The following is a 20,238-nucleotide window of genomic DNA, read 5'->3' on the forward strand; positions in this document are numbered from 1 at the left end:
TGTAATTAATCTAATTTGTTGATGTAGTATTTTGGATATTTGCTCGCTACAAATGTAAATTGATTTTTTGATAAAGGCTGATTGGTTTTAAAAGAATTAACGGTTAAAGTGGTTTTTGTTCCATTTTTCCCAGTTTCGATTAAATTGTAGATGTGTTTTGTCTGAACATCAATACCTAAAAGGATTTCTTTTCTTTGATCTTTTGCACTTGTCGGAGCTAATTTAATGTATTGAATTTTTCTTCCCTTTACATTTTGTACAATATCCATATTGTATTTATAGCCGGAATTAAAAAACGTAAGCATTTTTGAAGGAGTAATGGCCGCGTTATCTTTCTCGTTTACTTTAGATACCGTAACTTCTTCATCTTCTGGAACAATGGTGTAGGTTTTCTGGCCATCAAATATTTTGGTAACCCCCATAAAATTCAATACATATTGATTGCCTTTCATAGTTACATTTCCTTTACTGTCCTGGTTGATGTTTTCTTTAGCGTTATTCAAAGAATATTTAAAATCAATAACAATATTGTTGTAACTCTTTATTTTAGCGGTTACTTCGTTCAATAAATCTTTAGCTTTTTTATCCTGAGCCTGAATAGAAGTGAAGCTCAAAAGCAATATAGTTGCCATTTGAAAGCACTTTTTAGTCAACTTAGTAATAGAATTGTTTTGGATTTGCTGAATTTTTGTTTTCATGATTGGATTAATTTTGTTCATTATTAAAAAATTGATCAAGAGCACTCAAATCAGATATGTTCACACTTCTTGCTTTACTGCCTTCAAAGGGTCCAACAATTCCTGCTGCTTCCAGCTGATCGATCAAACGACCGGCTCTGTTGTAACCTAGTTTTAATTTTCTTTGCAATAATGAAGCGGAACCTTGTTGTGCATTGACAATGATCTCAGCAGCTTCTCTAAATAAGGTATCTCTTTCGGAGATATCCATATCAAGATTGATGCCAGTTTCTTCTCCAACAAACTCCGGAAGCAAATAAGCTGTAGCATATGCTTTTTGCGAACCAATAAAATCCGTAATTTTTTCAACCTCAGGAGTGTCAATAAATGCACATTGTACACGAACCACATCATTTCCGTTGGTGTATAATAAATCTCCACGACCAATTAACTGATCGGCTCCTTGTGTGTCAAGAATTGTTCTTGAGTCAATTTTTGAAGTTACCCTAAAGGCAATTCTTGCGGGGAAATTCGCTTTAATCAAACCTGTAATAACGTTTACAGATGGCCTTTGTGTAGCGATGATTAGGTGAATACCAATAGCACGCGCTAACTGGGCCAGACGCGCAATGGGAATTTCAACTTCTTTTCCAGCGGTCATAATCAAATCGGCGAACTCATCGACAACTAGTATAATATAAGGCAGAAATCTGTGTCCTGCTTCAGGATTTAATTTTCTGGCTCTGAATTTTTCGTTGTATTCTTTAATATTACGCACCATTGCATCTTTCAACAATGAATAACGATTATCCATTTCAACACAAAGTGAATTTAAGGTATTGACCACTTTTGCATTGTCGGTAATAATGGCGTCATCCGTATCGGGAAGCTTGGCTAGATAATGTCTTTCAATTTTATTGAATAAGGTAAGTTCCACTTTTTTAGGATCGACCAAGACGAATTTTACTTCGGCCGGATGTTTTTTATATAAAAGTGAAGTTAAAACAGCATTTAGTCCGACAGATTTTCCTTGTCCTGTAGCACCTGCCATTAGTAAGTGAGGCATTTTGGCTAAATCGACAACAAATGTTTCGTTCGAAATTGTTTTTCCTAAAGCAATTGGAAGCTCCATTTCGGCTTCCTGGAACTTGGCAGATCCAATCACGCTTTTCATGGAAACCATTGTTGGATTCTTGTTTGGGACCTCAATACCAATTGTTCCTTTTCCTGGAATTGGCGCGATGATACGAATTCCTAAGGCTGAAAGTGATAAGGCAATATCATCCTCTAAACTTTTAATTTTAGAAATTCTGATTCCTGCCTCCGGTACAATTTCATACAAAGTTACCGATGGACCAACGGTTGCTTTAATCTGGGCAATTTCTATTTTGTAGTTACGAAGTGTATCTACGATCTTGTTTTTGTTTTCTTCTAATTCTTCCTGATTAATTGTAATTCCACCAGTGGAGTATTCTTTTAATAAATCGATGGTTGGGAATTTATAATTCGAGAGGTCTAAAGTCGGATCAAATAATCCAAAATCAGCTACAAGGCGCGAAGCCAGATTCTCTTCTATAATATCCTCTTCTTCAGCTTTTTCAATAACAAATTCCTCTGTGTGAACAACAGGCGCAACTGTTGCGGGTTTTATATCCATTTGAAGAGGTTTCACAACCGGATTCAAATCAATTTCAGAAGAATGATTTATGGTAGGTTTTAAAGCTTCTTTGTTGATCTCGAATTGCGTAACATCAGATTTTAGGTGAATGTTATCTAGTTGGGGATCTTCTTCAATTGCAAACTCTTCCAGATTATAAGCGCTTTCTGCCTGTTGTGGCTTTAAAGAGCCTAGTTCTGACTTGAATTCTTTTTTAGTAGAATCAAAATAGGACTGGATTTTCTCTGGAGATAATTTAATTTTAAAAATCAGATAGATGATTAACCCGAAAAGCAAGGTTAGTAAAGTACCTGTTTTACCGATGTAATCCTGAAGAAATAAATTCAGTTCATAACCAATGGTTCCGCCTAGTTCAGGTGCTGATGTGGCGAAAAACCCAAATAGTACAGAAACAATAATAATGGCAAATAAATCCCAGAACCAAATGCTTTTGAGTCTTTTGGTAGACATCTCTAATGCCAGAAATAATCCGGTTAAGAAAAATAAACGAACCAGTACAAAAGAAGCAAGTCCAAAACCTCTGTAAACGATTAAGTCGGCAAGAAAAGCGCCGAATTTTCCCAGCCAGTTTTGTACCACTTCAGAGCGATCACCAAGCTCACTTACGGCGCTTTGATCAGTCTGCCATTGTCCATTTACATAAAAAGAAATAAATGCAACTAATAATGCGATAGAAAATAGTACCAAAAGGCAACCCAAAACAAAACGTTGCTGTTTGTTGGGTCTCCAAGATTTTAGGGTCTCGGTTTTTGGTGCGTTTTTTTTGTCTACAGTTTCCTTTTTTGTTGATTTTGCCATTCTTGCGTTTCCTGTTGCCTAGATAAATTTTGGGATATAAATGATCAATCCTATTGCGATTGCTGTCATTGCGGCAAAAAATACCGCTCCTGCAGCAATATCTTTAATAAAACCGATTCGTTTGCTGTAGTCAGGGTGAATAAAATCGGCAATTTTTTCCACTGCTGTATTCAGTCCTTCAACACTTAAAACTAAACCTATGGCTAAGGTTTGACATAGCCATTCGGTTTGTGAAATATGAAAATAGAACCCGGCAATGGTCATTAAAATTCCCAATGAGAATTGAACCATTACGCTGTGTTCTGTTTTAATCAATTTTACAGCTCCGTTAAATGCATAGGTCATGCTTTTTAAACGGCCAGTAACAAAAGTATTATCTTTTTGAAATTCCATTTATAGGTATTATAGTGCTGCTAAAGCTGCTTCGTAATTTGGCTCATTTGCGATTTCAGCAACTTGTTCCGTATGAGTAATTTTTCCGTTTTCATCAACAACAATAATTGCTCTTGAGTGTAAACCCGCTAGTGGTCCGTCTAGGATTTCCAGACCGTTTGCTTTACCAAAAGTTCCTGCTTGAAAATCAGATAAGTTCACTACATTTTCAAGTCCCTCAGCTCCACAAAAACGTTTTTGAGCAAATGGCAAATCTCTTGAGATGCATAATACAGTTGTGTTTTCTAAACCGCTTGCGCTTTCGTTGAATTTTCTAACAGATGTCGCGCAAGTTCCTGTATCAACACTTGGAAAAATGTTTAAAACTAATTTTTTTCCTGCAAAGTTACTCAACGAAGCAACAGATAAATCGTTTTGTACTAATTTGAAATCAGCTAGTTGAGAACCAACTGTTGGTAATTCACCTGAAGTATGGATAGGATTTCCTCCTAATGTTATTGAAGCCATGATGTTTGTTTAAATTAATGAGGTTCAAAAGTAAGGATTAATATTTGAATCTAAAAGTATTTGTTAGCTGTTGTCATGACAATTAAGCTAGTTATAAGATAACGAATAATATGTGTATTTATGTTACAAATGTTACGATTTATCTTTATGTATCTATGAAATGCGGATCATACTGATTGGCTTTGCGAAAACACGGATAGCTCGCCCAGATGATTGTGAAAACTGAAAACAAAAAAAAACGCTCCCTTGGAATGAAAGCGTTTCTTAAGTCATGTTTTTTTAATTTGTAGTGCTCAATTATTTATCGATAGAGCCTAAAACACGTTTCATGAACGCATTTAGAGCTTCTTTTTTATCTGTGCCCTGAACTACCATTTTGTGTACTTCGAGTGCACCATACATATTGGATATTAGTTCGCCAATTACATCTAATTCTTCATCTTTTAGAGAAGGAATTTCAGTCATTGCCTCCAGAACTTCGATCGTTTCAATGATATAATCCTGATCGTTTTCTTCAATAAATTGAGTTAACTGCTTTATTACGGGTAATTTCATTTTTTCTGGATTTTTAGATTACTCGATTATTGGATTTTTAGATAAGATTCAAAAAATCTAATAGTCTAAAAATCTAATGATCTGTTTATGCAATTGCGTTTACCAAGTCGATTAAAACTTCTTGTTTGTTGGTTTGAGTTTCTCCAACTAATTTTCCGTTTACAAAAGTGGCGAATGTTGGCAGGTTGCTTACATTGGCTAATTTTCTTGATTCCGGAGAATTCTCAGCATCAACCAAAACAAAAGGGATAGCTTCATTCTCTGTTGCTAATTTTTTGAATTTTGGTTTCATAATACGACAATTTCCACACCATGAAGCTGAATATTGTACTACTACTTTTTCGTTTTTAGCAACTAAATCTGCTAATGTATCTTCGTTTAAGTCGATTAACATATCTTTTAAATTTAAATTCCAAATTTTTGTAAATTCCAAATTCCAAATTTTAGGGTTGGAGCTGAAATTTTTAAATTTGAAGGTTATTTTTTTAATGAAATTCCAGGATTATAAATTTCAAATTCCAAATCGTAAGATTGAAACTTAAAAAAAAATAAGGTTTGAAATGTGATTGGATTGTTGTGAGAAAAAAACTCCAAATCCTCAGGGATTTGGAATTTTAAAAAAATGTGGTATTCTATTTCTTAGTTTGCACTTAAGTATTCAGCTGTACTGATTCTGTCTGCGCTCATTGCTTCTTTTCCAGCTTCCCAGTTTGCAGGACAAACTTCTCCTTTTTCCTGGATATGAGTATAAGCATCAACCATACGTAAGTATTCGTTTACGTTACGACCTAATGGCATATCGTTTACACTTTCGTGGAAGATTTTTCCAGTTTCGTCAATAAGGTAAGTAGCTCTATAAGTTACGTTTGAACCTTCGATGATCACTGAGTCAGTTTCTTCGCTGTATTCTGTAGAATCAATATCTAAAATTCCTAAAATGTTAGATAAGTTACGATTTGTATCTGCCAGGATTGGGTAAGTTACACCCTCGATTCCACCATTGTTTTTTGGAGTGTTCAACCAAGCAAAGTGCACTTCGTTTGTGTCGCATGAAGCTCCAATTACGATTGTATTTCTTTTTTCAAATTCTGGTAATGCAGCTTGAAAGGCGTGTAATTCAGTTGGGCATACAAAAGTAAAATCTTTTGGGTACCAGAACAATAATACTTTTTTGTTGTTGTTTACTGCTTCTTCAAAGATGTTGATTTTTAAATTATCGCCCATCTCTGAGATAGCATCTACTGCAATACTTGGGAATTTTTTTCCTACTAAAGACATATTTTTCGTTTTAACGTTAAAAAATTTATTTCTGGTGCAAAAGTAGGTTATAAGTGCATGTTGAAGCAATAAGAAGTGATTATAAATATTTATAGATTGATAGTATTTGACTATTGAACTGGGTTTTGGTTTTGTAACTTATTGCAGGTCAATATTTACAGGTAATTTTCCATTGCAAGTTAAATTTTCAAGAAATTGAATTGCTGCATTTTTTTGGAATTCATTAAAATCCTGATAGACCTGAATTAATCCTGAAGCCTTTGTTAAATAAGGAATAATAGGCAATACATACGGATTTCCGAAAACGTAAACGATACATTTTTTACCTTGCAATAAGCTTGAAAGCAATTCTAAAACTTCGTCGTCGATTTCGAAATTGTTCATAGGTTTTGCTTTTGGAACAAATAAGGAAATAATAATGGTTTGGAAATTCTCTAAACTAGCTGCAATTGATTTGGCATCTGAAGTTTCTAAGCTTTCAAAAGCAAATTCAGGAGATTCTAATTTTGAATTTAAGGTTTGAAAAAAAGTATTCTCTACTCCTTTATATAAACTCAATTTTGCTAATTGATTGTTTTTTTGTTCTTCGAAAGCTAATTGAGTATTCTGGTTATCGATAATTTTTGTGATCGAATATTGCGCAATTTCAAGATTTAATACTGATGTTTTCTCGAAATCTAATGCTCCTGAAGTAAAATTGTTATCAGAGAGGATTCCCACTTTTTCTTTGGCTTTCATGATTCTGTTAAAGCTCTCTTCGATACGCTGCGGTGAAGCATTTTTAAGGATAGCTTCAATTCCTTCGGGAACATTTTCTGCAAAACATAAAACATCATTTCCTGCGTTGAAAGCTTCCCATTCCAGTTCTCCTTTGGTCTGGTATAATTTAGAAACACTGTGCATGTTGAGCGCATCAGAAATTATCAGGCCGTCGTAACCCAATTGCTCGCGCAAAAGCGTCTCGATAATAGGTTTTGATAAGGTTGCCGATGTATTTTTTCCATCGTTTAAACTCGGAACGGCAAGATGGCCTATCATTATAGAATCGACATTATTTTGGATTCCTTTAATGAAAGGATACAATTCATTTTCTAGTAATTCTTCAAGGGTTTCATTTAAAACAGGTAGCCCCAAATGCGAATCGACATTGGTGTTTCCATGTCCTGGAAAGTGTTTCAGGCAGCCTAAAACGCCAGCTTCGGACATTCCGTTTAGATATTCTATCGAAAAATCAGCGACTTTTTCTTTGTTTTCACCAAAAGAACGATAACCAATAACAGGATTGTTGGGGTTATTGTTAATATCTGCCAAAGGCGATAAATTATAATGAATTCCGGCAGCTTTCAGGTCTAAACCAATTTGTTTTCCAACTTCATAAACTAAATTGGATTTACTCTCAGGCAAAGCGCCAAGCGTAATGGCGTACGGATACTGCGGTGTTTTTTCGATACGCATCGCCAATCCCCATTCGGCATCAATACTGATTAAAAGTGGAGTGGAAGCGGCTTTTTGGTAGCGAACAATCAGGTCCTTTATTTTTTGATAACTATCGTCGTTAAAAACTATTTTTTTCTTGCTTTCGTAATTTGTTGCAGCGCTGGCCCGGCTGTGAAAAAAGGTCAGTCCGCCAATGTTATGTGTTGCTATTAAACGTTCTGTTTGCTGAATGTTTTCTTCGGTATCGTTTATAAAGACTGCAGGGAAAAAGAATTGTCCCACTTTTTGTCTTAATGCTTGAGCTGTCATTTTCATTATTATAAAGTCTTTTTCATACAGACACTGTTATCCATGTTTTCATAAGGCGGATAATTTGGAATTATGGTATAATTTAGTTTTTGATATAAGTTGATGGCTTCGGGCTGGTTTTTTCCGGTTTCGAGAATAGTATAGGTGTAACCTACTTCTTTCGACCAAATTTCTAATGCTGCTAAAACTGCAGAAGCAATACCTCTTTTACGATGATCAGGATGCACATACATTCGTTTGATTTCGACGGTATCTTCTTTTTTCTCCCGAAAAGCGCCGCAACCCAAAGCAATATCATTTTCGTAAAAAACGATAACATGTTTTATCGCGTCAGTTTTATTAAACTGATTGTAAAAGGCGTGATCTTCTCCGTCTCTGATCGCTAAGTCCTTGTCTAATAAGACTACCAGATTTATAAAATCGATATCGTCAGAGTTGGTTCTTTTTAAGCTGGTCATGATAAAATGCGGTAAAAATTATTCTTTATTTCAGCTTGCTTTTCTTTTGTTTGGCAAGCTGGGTTTTGGTATGCAAGGCTTTTTCGAGTCGGTTTTTGAAACGGAAGAGTTTAGGCAAACCTTCTAACCGGTCCTCGAGAGTGATTTCTTCGTAAATGATAATGGCTTTTTCTAAAACCCTGATCTCATTGTCCAGATCAAGTTGTTTTTTGTAGATTGTTGCCAGTCGGTCATAAGGATGATTTCCTTTAAAACCTTCGCTAATATTTTCTTCGTATAACGCAATTGCTTTCTCAATTTCTCCTGCTTTTTCCAATTCAATTGCTTTCAGGTTTCGTTCAACCTGGATGTTTTCATTGATTTCCATGGGCGTTATAGGTATAGCTGTTATTGTGTTTTTTTACCGAAATCTTTTGGAAACTCTAAAAATCGGGAAAGAATTAAACCCGGTATTGTAGCCAGAAGAACCCAAATAAAGAAGTTATCATAGCCTAAATATTTCTGAATATAACCACTGAGCATTCCCGGAAGCATCATTCCTAATGCCATAAAACCAGTTGCAATTGCGTAGTGCGATGTTTTTGATTCGCCTTCAGCCACATGAATTAAATACATCATAAAAGCTGTAAAGCCAAAACCATAGCCAAATTGTTCTAAAATTACCACGGCATAAATATAATAAATGGATGTGGGATGGAAAAAAGCCAGCAGAATAAAACCAATAATAGGCAGGTGCATGGTAAGGAACATCGGAAGCATCCATTTGGTAAGACCTTGTCTGGAAATAGCGATTCCGCCTAAAATTCCGCCCAGGGTCAAAGCTCCAACGCCGAAAGTTCCGTAGATTATTCCAACAGCTTCGGTGTCTAATCCCATTCCGCCTAATTCTTTTGTGTCCAGTAAAAACGGACTGAGCATTTTAAGCAACTGAGATTCTCCTAATCTGAAAACAAGGATAAAAGCTAAAATTAATCCGATTCGTTTTTTCTTAAAAAAACTGATAAATACAGTAGCGAAGTTTTGATTCTGATGCGCTTCTTTATTATTTGCTACAGCATTGATTTCATTTTTGGGTGTAAAAATGAAATTATAAAGTGTTATAAAAGTCATTAATAAACCAACAGCAATCATCGTGTAGGACCATGCTTTGGTGTTATCTGAGTATTTATGCTCCAGATATCCGGCAAAAAGTACAATTAGTCCATTTCCGGCAAGTAAAGAGAGTCTGTAAAAAGTACTTCTGATACCCAGGAAAAAAGATTGTTTGTCTTCGGGTAAAACCAATAAATAAAAACCATCGCTGGCAATATCATTAGAAGCCGAAGCAAAAGCAGCCACCCAAAAAATGGCCAGAGTCATGATGAAAAAGCCACTGGAGGGAATGGTAAATCCGACCAGTAAAAAGGCAATTGAGATCAATAATTGCATCGATAAAAACCATTTTCTCTTAGTGCCGTGTAATTCTATAAATGGACTCCAAAGAGGTTTTATAACCCAAGGCAGGTATAATAAACTGGTATAGACACCAATATCTTCATTTGAAATTCCCAGATTTTTGTACATAATAACAGAAACTGAGATAATTACCGCATACGGTAAACCAGATGCAAAATTAAGAAGCGGAATCCAGAACCAGGGTTTATTATCTGTTTTCATTAGGCTGAGCAGGTGTATAAAGTTTAAATGTCTTTTTCAGGTCAATCGTAGTTGGGGTACTTTCGTTTGCAAAATAATCAATAAATGTTACAGCGCAAGCTTTATACTGATTCATTTTTTCGGCCGGGATAGAAAACTGAATTGTTCCTTCATTTTCATAAACCGTGATTTTGTCAATTATCTTGCTTGGATCGTTAATGTCTATTTTCGAGGTACTTTCTCCTCCGTAAAGGACCATATAACGCACCTTTGTATTCAGCGGCGCTTTTATATTAAAGGCATAATGTACACTGTCTTTTTGATATTCATTCACCACCGGAATATCAATTACGATGTGTTTTAGATTAGGAACCGGAGCAGGAAGCGCTGGATATTTATATTGGTTTTCTTCTAAGATACGAACCACATCAAAGTTTTTATCCATGAACCATTTTGAACTGAAATAAGCACTTCCGCCTACTTTTTTGAAACTTCTGGCAAAGTCAATCTGAGTTGGGATTTCGTTTACAAAGTTCCAGCTCTTGTCGCTATCACCTCTAATTTTATAGGTTGCATGACCAATATAAAGTGCGGTATTATTTGAATTTTCAGACCACCATTTCACCAGTTTTGAGTACGAAGCCCTTGGGTTATTCATACTCCAGTAGAGTTGAGGCAGGATGTAATCGATCCATTTTTGGTCCATCCATAAAATAGGATCTGCGTATAAATCATCGTAATTGGATGTCGATTGCGTCTCAGAACCTTTTGGATCCATCGATTTGTTGCGCCAAACCCCAAACGGGCTGATTCCGAATTGTACCCATGGTTTGCTGGCTTTTATCGTAGTTGAAATGGTATGCACAAAGCTGCTCACATTTGCACGACGCCAGTCGGCAAGACTTAAGCCGGCTCCGTATTTTCTGTATGATGCTGAATCGTTAAAAGATTTTCCAGGAACAGTATAAGGATAAAAATAATCATCAAAATGAATCGCGTCGATATCGTATTTATCAACAACTTCTTTGACAACTTTGGTCAGATGCTCCTGAACTTCAGGCAATGCAGGGTCATAATAATATTTTCCGGCATATTCGATCATCCATTCGGGATGTTTAAAAATGTCGTGATTGCGGCTTAAAAGATTTTTATTTAGATCGAAAGTAGCACGATATGGATTTAGCCACGCATGAAATTCAAAACCTCTTTTATGCGCTTCCTCAATCATCCAGGCCAATGTATCGTAATACGGGTTGGGAGCTACACCTTCCTTACCGGTTAAAAAACGCGACCAGGGAGCAAATTCGGAAGGATAGAAAGAATCCCCAACACTTCTAATCTGAACAATTACCGCATTATAGTTGAGTTTTTTATAGGTATCTAAGATTTCAAGATAATCAGCTTTTTCTTTTTCAACGCCGTCAATGGCAGTTTTGGGCCAGTCGATGTTGACCACCGTTGCAATCCAGACACCTCTAAATTCGTTTTTAGGGTAAATTATTTTTTCCTGTGCATTAGAAATTAATCCAAAGAAAAATAAAAATAGGATAGAGAAAAGTACTTGCTGATTTTTATGCATTTCAATCTTTTTTAACAGAAACCAAAAATAGTTTTTTTAGCGGACTATAATAAATAATTAATAAATTATAATTTGAACGGTATTTATTTGGTTTTCATATAATAGGTGATGTTTTTTATACTTTATGCTGTACTGAAAAATAATGACTGGGTTTACAAAGTAAAATTTAACCGTGAATTTCGCTATTTGGGTTTCAGTATTTTATGCCATAAACAGGATAAACTGCAAGCAAATCTGATGCCGAAAAGTTTTTTAAAGTCTGGCGAAGTGTTTTTTCTTGCTTTAGTAAAATTGATGTCAACGCATAAAAATAAAAAAGAATCATTTTGTTTTTTATTTATATTTGAACTCAACCAATTAAAACTAAAATTCATGTTTGTTATTTTACCTATCCTTATCCTCTTTATCTTTTTATGGATATTTTATTATAATTCCCTTATCGGAAAAAGAAATCAGGTAACGAATGCTTTTTCGGCAATTGATGTAATGCTGAAAAAACGTTTTGATTTAATTCCGAATCTTGTTGAAATCGTAAAACAATATACAGATTATGAACAAAGTACTTTAACTAAAATCGTTGAGCTTCGTGCCAAAGCAACTTCCGGTTCTGTTAGCGATACCGAAAAAGCCAGTCTTGATGCTGAATTGAGTACAACAGTAAGAGGTTTAATGGTAAATGTTGAAAATTATCCTGATCTAAAAGCAAACGCAAGCTTTACTAATTTGCAAACTACCTGGACAGAAAGCGAAGAGCAAATAGCGGCTGCCAGAAGAACTTATAATGCTGTGGTAACAGATTTTAATAATGCTATTATGATGTTTCCGGGTAATTTATTTGCCGGAATGCTTAGTTATACCCCAATTGCAGTTTTGGCAACAGCCGAAGAAGAGCGTAAAAATATCAGTGCAAAAGAGCTTTTTAATAGTTAATGGATTCAGAAATTAGTAATAATACGGCCTTTGAGGAGGTTTTGAATACATTAGAAGTCGACCGTAAAAAAATTGCCTCGACTTACACCGTTTGTTATACCGTATTTGGCATTGCAGCATTGCTTATCGTGGGCGGTTTGCTTGTAGGAGCCGCGACTGTGGCCATTATACTGAGTTTAATTCCAATAATTGTGGGTATTGTAATGCTTTTTCAGATTGATGGTGATGCCCGAAAATACAAAACAGCATATAAAACCAATGTTGTAGCAACAGCATTAAAAAAGATCAATGACAGTCTCACTTTTGTACCTCAAAGCGGACTTCCGGAATATGAATTTATAGATTCTGACCTTTTTACAACAGAACCGGATCGCTATAAAACACAGGATTTAATAAGTGGAACGGTCGATAAAACTTCTTTCTCGTTTGCCGAAGTTCACGCCGAATATAAAACAGAAACGCAAACCAAAAATGGAACCCGTACCGAATGGCACACCATTTTTAAAGGAATTATTTTTGTAGCCGATTTTAATAAAAACTTTACAGTCTCGACGGTTGTTCGCCCAAAAAGCTTTGGAAATACGGTTAGTGCATGGTTTTCTAAAAATGTTTTTAGTTTTGGAAATACCGAAATTGTACAGTTAGAAAACACCAATTTCGACAATCAGTTTGTTACCTATTCCAGAAATCAAATAGAGGCAAGATATATCTTAACGCCCGCCATGATGGAAAGAATTTTGGACCTAAACAATAAATCCGACGAAACGATTTCGATCTCGTTTATAAGTTCTAAAATGTATATCGCTTTCCCGTTAAGCAACAATTACTTCGAAGCGCCTATACATACGTCGCTTTTAGTGCCCGATTTACTTACCGATGATCTTTCGATTGTTCAGTTTATGCATGATATTGTTCAGGAACTGGATTTGAATACGAGGATTTGGGGGAAGGGGTAGATTTCTTTTTATAAAATATTTTAAACCGTCTAATAAAATTTGATTTATTAGGCGGTTTTGTTTTGAAATAATCAGGTATAAATACTTGGCTTTTTAGAATTGTTAATTGATATTTTTGATAAATGTATTTTTTTTTTGCAAAAAAAGGTTTTCCGTAAAAACGTAGTAAATCAGATGATTAAATTTGATTTTGGGTTAACTTAACTTTTTTACTAATTAGATATAAATAATATGAAGATAATATTACCTGAGCTAAAAGAAAGAATAAAAGTTTATAACAATTCTATTATTCATTTAAAAGATATTCAAAGAGAAATTGAAGTTGATCTAACTGAAATTAATAGAAGTTATGTCACATTCAATTATGAAAATAATCAATATTGTATTACAGGAAATAAAGATATATTTTCTACTGATGCAACGTTTGTTTTATTATCTGATAGTGCTCCTACAGAGGAAAATTTAAAAAATAAAAAGCTATTTATAAAAAAATGGTTAAAGCATCCAAAAGATTTAGATTTTGATCCAAAAATAGTATGTGCTTCTTGGGAAGATAGTTTTGTCTATAAGAATGATGAAATTTCTCAATTAGACAATAGTAAAAAAGAGCAAGGGGGATTACGCAAGCCACAGCTTGGAGCAATACATAATATTTTGGGGCACTTCACAAATTCGAAAGACGCAGGTATTGTTGTGTTGCCAACAGGAACAGGAAAGACTGAAACTATGCTTTCGGTATTAGTTGCAAATAAATGTGAAAAACTTTTAGTAATTGTTCCGTCCGATTCTTTACGAACTCAACTTTCTGAAAAGTTTATTTCACTTGGTGTTTTAAAGAAGTTTGGTATCGTTTCTGAGACTAGTTTATATCCAAAAGTAGGAATATTAGATAAAGGAATAAAAAATTTAAAGGAACTAAAGGATTTTTTTGCAAAATGTAATGTTGTAGTCTCAACTATGAGTTTGATTTCAAATATCCCAAATGATGATATTAAAATTATAGCAAATTTATGTTCTCATTTATTTGTTGATGAAGCTCACCACTCAAAAGCAAAGCAATGGAACAGGGTAATTGATTATTTTGATAAAGGTAAAATAATACAATTTACAGCAACACCTTTTAGATATGATGGGGAGCGACTTTCCGGAAAATTTATTTATAATTTTTCAATGAAAGACGCTCAGGAACAAGGATATTTTCAGAAAATTGATTTTATACCAGTTAGAGAATATGATAGAGATCTTGCAGATAAAAGTATTGCATTAAAAGCTGTTGAAAAATTAAAAGAAGATAGAGATGTTAAAAAACTAGATCACTTTTTAATGGCGCGGTGTCGAACAAATGGAAGAGCTGATGAAGTTTTTAAATTATATGAAAGTTATGCAGAATTTAATCCTGTAGTTATTCACTCTGGTGTTCTGAGTCGAAAAACTGTTTTGGAAAATATAAAAAAAAGAAAACATAAGATAATTGTCTGTGTTGATATGTTGGGAGAAGGTTTTGATTTACCTGAATTAAAAATTGCGGCATTACATGATATAAGAAAAAGTTTGCCCATAACATTACAATTTATAGGGAGATTTACAAGGGTTAGTAATTCAATTAATTTAGGAAATGCTTCGTTTATTGCTAATTTAAGACAGGAAGGGATTGAAGAGGGGATAGATCTGCTTTATAATAAAGAATCTAATTGGAATACTATTTTGCCAGATTTAAATCAAATTGCAACTCAAGATCAGATAGATTTTAGTGAATTCTTATCGGGGTTTAATAATATTGAAGAATCAAATATTCCATTTCAAAATATCAATCCTGCATTTAGTACATTAGTTTATAAAAATTCAAAAACTTCATTCAAAAAACTAAACGTAATTACAAAGGAAGATTTTGATGATTATCAACATAGATTTATTTCATATAATGAAGATGAAAGAACTTTAGTGATTTTATTAGGTAAAGAATTGAACGTTGAATGGGGTAGTTTTAAGGAATTTCAAAATTTTGATTGGCACTTAATGGTTATCCATTATGAGCCTCTAAGTAATTTACTTTTTATTCATTCCTCAGTAAAGAGAGATAGTTTTAATTTCTTAGTTGATAAAATTTTTGTTGACGGATATGTGAAAATTGCAGAATCTGATGTGTTTAAGATATTTCACAACGTAAAAAGATTATTACTATTTAGTGTTGGAATGAGAATGACTCCTGGAAAAGATAAAAGTTTTCAATCTTATTTTGGAAGTAATTTGCGATCAGCTATAACAAAAAAAGAATTAGATTCAGGTACTAAAAATAATATTTTCGGAGTTGGATTTGAAAATGGAGAAAAGGTTTCTTTTGGTGCATCGAAGAAAGGTAAAATTTGGTCATATCTTAGAGGGAATCTAAAAGAACTTACAAAATGGTGTGAAAGCGTAGGTGATAAATTGATTAATCCAGATATAGATGCAAATGAAGTTTTAGACACACTTGAACCTGAAATTATAGAAAAAAGGCCAGATTCAATACCTTATTTTATAGATTGGAGCCCTCTGCATTATAAGGAAATTGATAAGAAATATGCATTGAAGATTTCAGGTGTCTTATATAATTTATGGGACTGTGAATTACAAATTAAAAATCCAAGTGAAGTTGGGGATATAGTTTTTGAATTAATAACTCCAAAAGAAATAATAAGTTTTAAATTAATTATAAATAATGAAGGATTTAAAATAGAAAAAAATTCCACATTAGATGTATTTATAATTAAGGGTACTAACGAACCAAGTTCTTTACTTGATTATTTTAATGGAGATTATGTTCCGCAAATTGGATTTATCGAAAATTCAACACTTTTTGGAAATCGATATATAAAATTTAATGAAGAAATTTTAGATTTTCCAAAAGAGCAAATTATTTCGTTTGATTGGCAAGGAGTGGATTTAGCAAAGGAATCGATGGGATTTAATGAAAATAATTTTATAAAGGATTCTATACAATATAATTTATTTCAATTACTAAAAAATGAAGATTGGGATATAATTTATAATGATGATGATAGCGGTGAAATGGCAGATTTAGTAACTTTAAAAAATGATGTAGATAAAGTTTATTTGAATTTGTACCATATAAAATTTGTTAATAAGGGAAAAAATCAATTACAAGCCGTTCCAACAAATGATTTAGAAAAGTTAAACTTATATCAGCTATGTGGTCAAGTTCAGAAATCTATTAATTGGAAATATAAAGATTATAATTTTTTTAAAAATCATTTTAATAGAAGAGAAAATTTAAAGACAAGAATAAATAAAACAAGAATTTTAAAAGGTAGCATCGATTTAATTGATGAGATATGTAATGATATGAGAAAAAAGCCTTTGGAGATTCAGATTTTTCTTGTCCAACCTGGAATTAATAAAAAAACAGTAACTCCTAGTGTTTTAAAGCTTTTGTATGTAACTTCAAATCACCTAGAAATAACATCAGGAATTAAATTAAAAGTTATAGGATCAGAACTCTAAAATTTATTTAAGAAACAAACACATGATAAAAATAATTGATGAAGAAATAACAAAACAACTTGAACTCATTAATGTATTTACAGACGAACTCTATTTTACAGAAGTCTGTCAATTTGAATTAAATGACAGGCTTGCAAATATCCCATGGGAAATATTATCTCATTCTGGTATTTATTTAATTGAGGTAAAGAATAATGATAATTTTCCAATATTTGAAGACTGGGTAAATGATTTTAAATTTAGATGGGAGGACAAGGAATATCTAAGGAAGTTTACTCCTAATTTTAAGCTAAAAAGGATAAAGGCTCACAGTGAATTGCTAGAATGGATTCCTCTCTACATAGGTAAATCTAAGAATATTAAATCAAGATTACATGGTCATATATATAAAGATTTAAGCAAAACAACCTTTGCAATGAAACTTTTGGCAAGAGAAAATATGAAAAAGGAAATTTTTAAAATTAGCGTAATAAATCTTGATTTAAAAAATTATGATGCTATAATTCCAGTAATAGAAAGTAATTTAAGAAATCGTATCAATCCACTTATTGGAAAACAATAATCTGAATAATTAAACAGAAAACCTCGACTTTTTAAGATCGAGTTTTTTTGTAAAAATGATTATTTAGCAATTACTCCACATCCAAATAAGGATTTAAGATCTCGGCTAATTCATTGAGCCAATAAAAGCTGGTTTCTAATTTGATAATTTCGTGTTGAAGGGTTTTATCTTCCCGCATGGTTTCCAAAGCGAGGATAAAATTTACCTGCCTAAGCGCTTTTGCCAATTGTTCTGGCTCAACGGTATGGTTGAAAAAAAATCTTAACCGGATTTCGGATTCTTTTGAAAGGTGTTGGTACTCATAATCTTTGTGTTTAGGAAAAGAACCCGCACAGCTAGGGTGTGCTGCGCCACAAAGTGCGTTGCGGTTGTTTCCAATACTGCCACCAATACCGTAAGGGCAAAAAAATATTTTAAATAAGAAAAATATTACATTCAGAAAAACAAGAATATTGTTAATGGGAGAAAACATTATCTGATGGTAAGTATAAAACGTTATTTTTACAAAAGAGAATATTTAAATAAATCAAATAATGAAAAATAGAGTTTTGATTCGTATTGCCATGATTTTTATAGTAATAACAGGAAGCTATTTAGCTTATAGTTGTTACGAAAAGAGTAATGCAGTACCTATTTATGGGGAAATACCAGATGCAAACTTTAAACTTTATTAAAAAAAAATAGTACCCCTGGCTTTTACTCCTGATGGTAAATTTATTTCAAATCATCCTTCTGTTGTTTCTTACGATGAGATAATGAGTATTAGAAATTAAAAAATATCTACTTTATCAGGTATTGAGTATTTTAATTCTTTAAAGAAACTTGATTGTATTGATAACCAGCTTATAATTCTTGATGTAAGTAAAAATTTGGCTTTAACAAATCTTTATTGTGGGTATAATCTGCTTACGAATCTTGATGTAAGTAAGAATACAAATTTAATAAAACTTGATTGTAGTAATAATAAACTCATTACTCTTGATGTTAGTAAAAACATTAATTTAAAAGAACTTTTATGCTATGCCAATTCAATTACGGGTATTCAATTAAGCAACAATGAAGTTTTAAGAAAAATTTATTGTCCCGCTAATCGACTAGCTGTTTTAGACGTTAGACGAAACAAGGGATTAACAGAACTTAATTGTAAGAATAATCTGCGTAATAATGTCATTATTGTAGATCCAAATAGCAAACTTACCAGACTTTATTTAGATAGTTTTATTATGTGTAATCATCCTAGTATAAAGGATTTTAAAGATAGAGGTGGTGAATTATATGGTACTTTTTCTGAGGTACTGCCACCATTTACATGCAAATGAGATAAGAAGTAAAAAATCCCAGCTCTGCGAAGTCTCCTCGAAACGTGAAATTTTGCTTCGCAGAGCGGTTACGCGATGCAATCGAGCACCACAAGAAGACATAGATTTACTACTCCATATTTCGCTAATCAATTAGGATAAAATGAATATTATAATCTGATTGAAAAATATTTTTCTTAAATTAGAGAAACAATTAAATTCAAAAAACATGAATTCATCAAAAATAATAGGAATAATTCTAATCATTATTAGTCTCGGTGTGGGATATATAGGTATCAACAAAATAGCTGATAATACAAAAGAAATCAATTTATTAGGACTAAAAATTAATGCGTCAAACGAATCCGGTAAACAACAGGGATACCTTTATTTAGGGCTGGGCGTCATTTTACTTGTGGGCGGAATTTACACTGTCAACAAATCAAATTAAAGTGCTGTAAGTAGGGATTGTAAATGTTGAATGAGGGCATTGCTGGATAACTATTTCGTGTCAATTATTTTACAACAAAACTTCTTGTAAAACCTACAGTCCTAACCTTGATAGAAGTGGAAATCCTTTTGTGTCCGCCGCGGCGGACACAAAAGATTACTTTGTCAGTTCGCTTTCGCTTGTGTGGAACGGATAGCAGGAAATAGCTCCCTATTAAAATTCCAAACTCCAATTTTGCGTTTTTGGTTTGAGTTTTGTTTTCAAAAGCATTCGACTTCGCCCAGGATGACAATCGTGTAGAGAAGAAACCTCTGTCCCTTTGCTACTTTGAACCTTCGGCCCTTAAAAAAAAACTATTTCAAGACAAATCCATTTTCTTTTAAAGAATTTAGCACTTCAGAAATAATTTTGGAGCGGTTTTCGGCTTTGTTGGTTGCGGTGCCGGTTTGCACCCAGTAGCGAATGTTGAGTTGGGCGACGCCGGCGGTGACATCGGTAATTATAGCCGAATCGTTATGCTCTTTGTCGGTTACCTCGTCGTTGCGCTCGAGGACTTCTTTTACAAGTTCGATGGCACGATTATAATCAGAACCAAATTCGAGTCCTACGGTAAAAGTCTGCAGGAGAAATCCGGCGCTGTTGTAATTGATAAGGGTGTTTTTTATTAAAAGTGCGTTGGGTATATAAATGATTTTCGAGTCGCTTTTAACTTCGGTATCACGAAGATTAAGGTTGATGACTTCGCCTTTTACCCCGTTGCTTTCGATAATATCACCAATGGAAAACGGACGTTTGAAGGCGAGCAGAATTCCGGCAAGGAAATTCTCGCCAATATCCTTAAGGGCAAAACCAATCACGAAAGCCGAGATTCCGGCGCCGGCAAGCATACTTTGCGCGATTCCGTCAAGACCAATAATCTTGAACATGATCAGAACGCCAATAATAATAAGGACAGATTTTATCAGGCGCGCAATAAAAGTGGCCAAAAGTCGGTCGTGCATTCGCACCTTGAGTCGATTTCCAGCAAAAATACCTACGCGGGTGGCGATAAACCAGGAGACCAGAATTACGGCGACGGCCAGAATAAATTTAGGAGTTAAATCGACAATGCTGTAATAGTAGGTTTCTAAATGTTTGAGGACGTCTTGCAGAAAATTTTCCATAATTGTAAAAGGCGTAAAAATGTAAAATCTTAAAATTAGTGATTTGGGTATTTCGGCGTTTTACAGCATTAGG

The 20,238-nt window shown here is 33.7% G+C and carries 21 protein-coding genes; 7 read left to right on the forward strand and 14 right to left on the reverse strand.

The window, feature by feature from the left end; all coding sequences use genetic code 11:
* Nucleotides 1-5: 5 nt before the first annotated feature.
* The 12 genes from IRZ78_RS09685 to IRZ78_RS09740 form a co-directional block, all read right to left on the reverse strand.
* Nucleotides 6-698 (reverse strand): outer membrane lipoprotein carrier protein LolA, encoded by a 693-nt coding sequence (locus IRZ78_RS09685; RefSeq protein WP_228520426.1) that lies wholly within the window; start codon nt 696-698, stop codon nt 6-8.
* A 7-nt stretch (nt 699-705) separates the two neighbouring features.
* The gene (locus IRZ78_RS09690) at nt 706-3,153 is read right to left on the reverse strand and encodes a DNA translocase FtsK (RefSeq protein WP_194616341.1); all 2,448 of its coding nucleotides are present in this window, start codon (nt 3,151-3,153) and stop codon (nt 706-708) included.
* 18 nt (nt 3,154-3,171) lie between these two features.
* Nucleotides 3,172-3,546, reverse strand: coding sequence for a diacylglycerol kinase family protein (locus IRZ78_RS09695; RefSeq protein WP_194616342.1), 375 nt, complete (start codon nt 3,544-3,546; stop codon nt 3,172-3,174).
* Nucleotides 3,547-3,555: 9 nt separating this feature from the next.
* Complete coding sequence (tpx, locus tag IRZ78_RS09700) at nt 3,556-4,053, reverse strand: thiol peroxidase (protein ID WP_194616343.1); 498 nt, start codon at nt 4,051-4,053, stop codon at nt 3,556-3,558.
* Between the two features lie 297 nt (nt 4,054-4,350).
* Entirely contained in the window at nt 4,351-4,608 is a 258-nt protein-coding gene (locus tag IRZ78_RS09705; protein WP_017495510.1) for a hypothetical protein, read from the reverse strand.
* A gap of 85 nt (nt 4,609-4,693) precedes the next feature.
* Entirely contained in the window at nt 4,694-5,002 is a 309-nt protein-coding gene (locus tag IRZ78_RS09710) for a thioredoxin family protein (protein WP_194616518.1), read from the reverse strand.
* Between the two features lie 245 nt (nt 5,003-5,247).
* Nucleotides 5,248-5,886, reverse strand: a complete 639-nt coding sequence (locus IRZ78_RS09715) for a peroxiredoxin (RefSeq protein WP_065450690.1) — start codon at nt 5,884-5,886, stop codon at nt 5,248-5,250.
* Nucleotides 5,887-6,024: 138 nt separating this feature from the next.
* Nucleotides 6,025-7,638: a glycoside hydrolase family 3 protein gene (locus tag IRZ78_RS09720; RefSeq protein WP_194616344.1), complete on the reverse strand. Its 1,614-nt coding sequence runs from the start codon at nt 7,636-7,638 to the stop codon at nt 6,025-6,027.
* 2 nt (nt 7,639-7,640) lie between these two features.
* Nucleotides 7,641-8,090 carry a GNAT family N-acetyltransferase gene (locus IRZ78_RS09725; RefSeq protein ID WP_194616345.1) on the reverse strand — a complete coding sequence of 150 codons (450 nt, stop codon included), beginning with the start codon at nt 8,088-8,090 and terminating at the stop codon, nt 7,641-7,643.
* A gap of 25 nt (nt 8,091-8,115) precedes the next feature.
* Entirely contained in the window at nt 8,116-8,457 is a 342-nt protein-coding gene (locus IRZ78_RS09730; RefSeq protein ID WP_194616346.1) for a hypothetical protein, read from the reverse strand.
* A 20-nt stretch (nt 8,458-8,477) separates the two neighbouring features.
* Entirely contained in the window at nt 8,478-9,746 is a 1,269-nt protein-coding gene (locus IRZ78_RS09735; protein WP_194616347.1) for an MFS transporter, read from the reverse strand.
* A complete protein-coding gene (locus tag IRZ78_RS09740) occupies nt 9,733-11,304 on the reverse strand; it encodes a family 10 glycosylhydrolase (protein ID WP_194616348.1) in 1,572 nt (523 codons plus the stop codon). Before IRZ78_RS09740 ends, IRZ78_RS09735 begins: the two co-directional genes overlap by 14 nt.
* 372 nt (nt 11,305-11,676) lie before the next feature.
* On the opposite strand from IRZ78_RS09740, the gene IRZ78_RS09745 reads away from it, so the two are divergent.
* From IRZ78_RS09745 to IRZ78_RS09760, 4 genes are all read left to right on the forward strand, one after another.
* Nucleotides 11,677-12,234: a LemA family protein gene (locus tag IRZ78_RS09745; RefSeq protein ID WP_194616349.1), complete on the forward strand. Its 558-nt coding sequence runs from the start codon at nt 11,677-11,679 to the stop codon at nt 12,232-12,234.
* Nucleotides 12,234-13,190 carry a DUF3137 domain-containing protein gene (locus IRZ78_RS09750; protein WP_194616350.1) on the forward strand — a complete coding sequence of 319 codons (957 nt, stop codon included), beginning with the start codon at nt 12,234-12,236 and terminating at the stop codon, nt 13,188-13,190. Before IRZ78_RS09745 ends, IRZ78_RS09750 begins: the two co-directional genes overlap by 1 nt.
* A gap of 231 nt (nt 13,191-13,421) precedes the next feature.
* Nucleotides 13,422-16,691 (forward strand): DEAD/DEAH box helicase family protein, encoded by a 3,270-nt coding sequence (locus IRZ78_RS09755; protein ID WP_194616351.1) that lies wholly within the window; start codon nt 13,422-13,424, stop codon nt 16,689-16,691.
* A gap of 22 nt (nt 16,692-16,713) precedes the next feature.
* Nucleotides 16,714-17,253, forward strand: a complete 540-nt coding sequence (locus IRZ78_RS09760) for a hypothetical protein (RefSeq protein ID WP_194616352.1) — start codon at nt 16,714-16,716, stop codon at nt 17,251-17,253.
* 70 nt (nt 17,254-17,323) lie between these two features.
* Here IRZ78_RS09760 and IRZ78_RS26410 read toward each other — a convergent pair whose 3' ends face one another.
* Nucleotides 17,324-17,725, reverse strand: coding sequence for a hypothetical protein (locus tag IRZ78_RS26410; RefSeq protein ID WP_347349821.1), 402 nt, complete (start codon nt 17,723-17,725; stop codon nt 17,324-17,326).
* 61 nt (nt 17,726-17,786) lie between these two features.
* Between IRZ78_RS26410 and IRZ78_RS09770 the strand changes: the two genes are divergently transcribed.
* The 3 genes from IRZ78_RS09770 to IRZ78_RS09780 all read left to right on the forward strand — a co-directional run bounded on the left by IRZ78_RS09770 (nt 17,787) and on the right by IRZ78_RS09780 (nt 19,002).
* Nucleotides 17,787-17,927 (forward strand): hypothetical protein, encoded by a 141-nt coding sequence (locus IRZ78_RS09770; RefSeq protein WP_194616353.1) that lies wholly within the window; start codon nt 17,787-17,789, stop codon nt 17,925-17,927.
* Between the two features lie 195 nt (nt 17,928-18,122).
* Nucleotides 18,123-18,572, forward strand: coding sequence for a hypothetical protein (locus IRZ78_RS09775; RefSeq protein WP_194616354.1), 450 nt, complete (start codon nt 18,123-18,125; stop codon nt 18,570-18,572).
* A gap of 208 nt (nt 18,573-18,780) precedes the next feature.
* The gene (locus IRZ78_RS09780) at nt 18,781-19,002 is read left to right on the forward strand and encodes a hypothetical protein (RefSeq protein ID WP_194616355.1); all 222 of its coding nucleotides are present in this window, start codon (nt 18,781-18,783) and stop codon (nt 19,000-19,002) included.
* 353 nt (nt 19,003-19,355) lie between these two features.
* On the opposite strand, the gene IRZ78_RS09785 is transcribed toward IRZ78_RS09780, so the two are convergent.
* Nucleotides 19,356-20,003: a mechanosensitive ion channel domain-containing protein gene (locus IRZ78_RS09785; protein ID WP_228520427.1), complete on the reverse strand. Its 648-nt coding sequence runs from the start codon at nt 20,001-20,003 to the stop codon at nt 19,356-19,358.
* Nucleotides 20,004-20,238 lie beyond the last annotated feature (235 nt).

Source organism: Flavobacterium sp. CSZ, from assembly GCF_015350725.1.
Lineage (GTDB): Bacteria > Bacteroidota > Bacteroidia > Flavobacteriales > Flavobacteriaceae > Flavobacterium.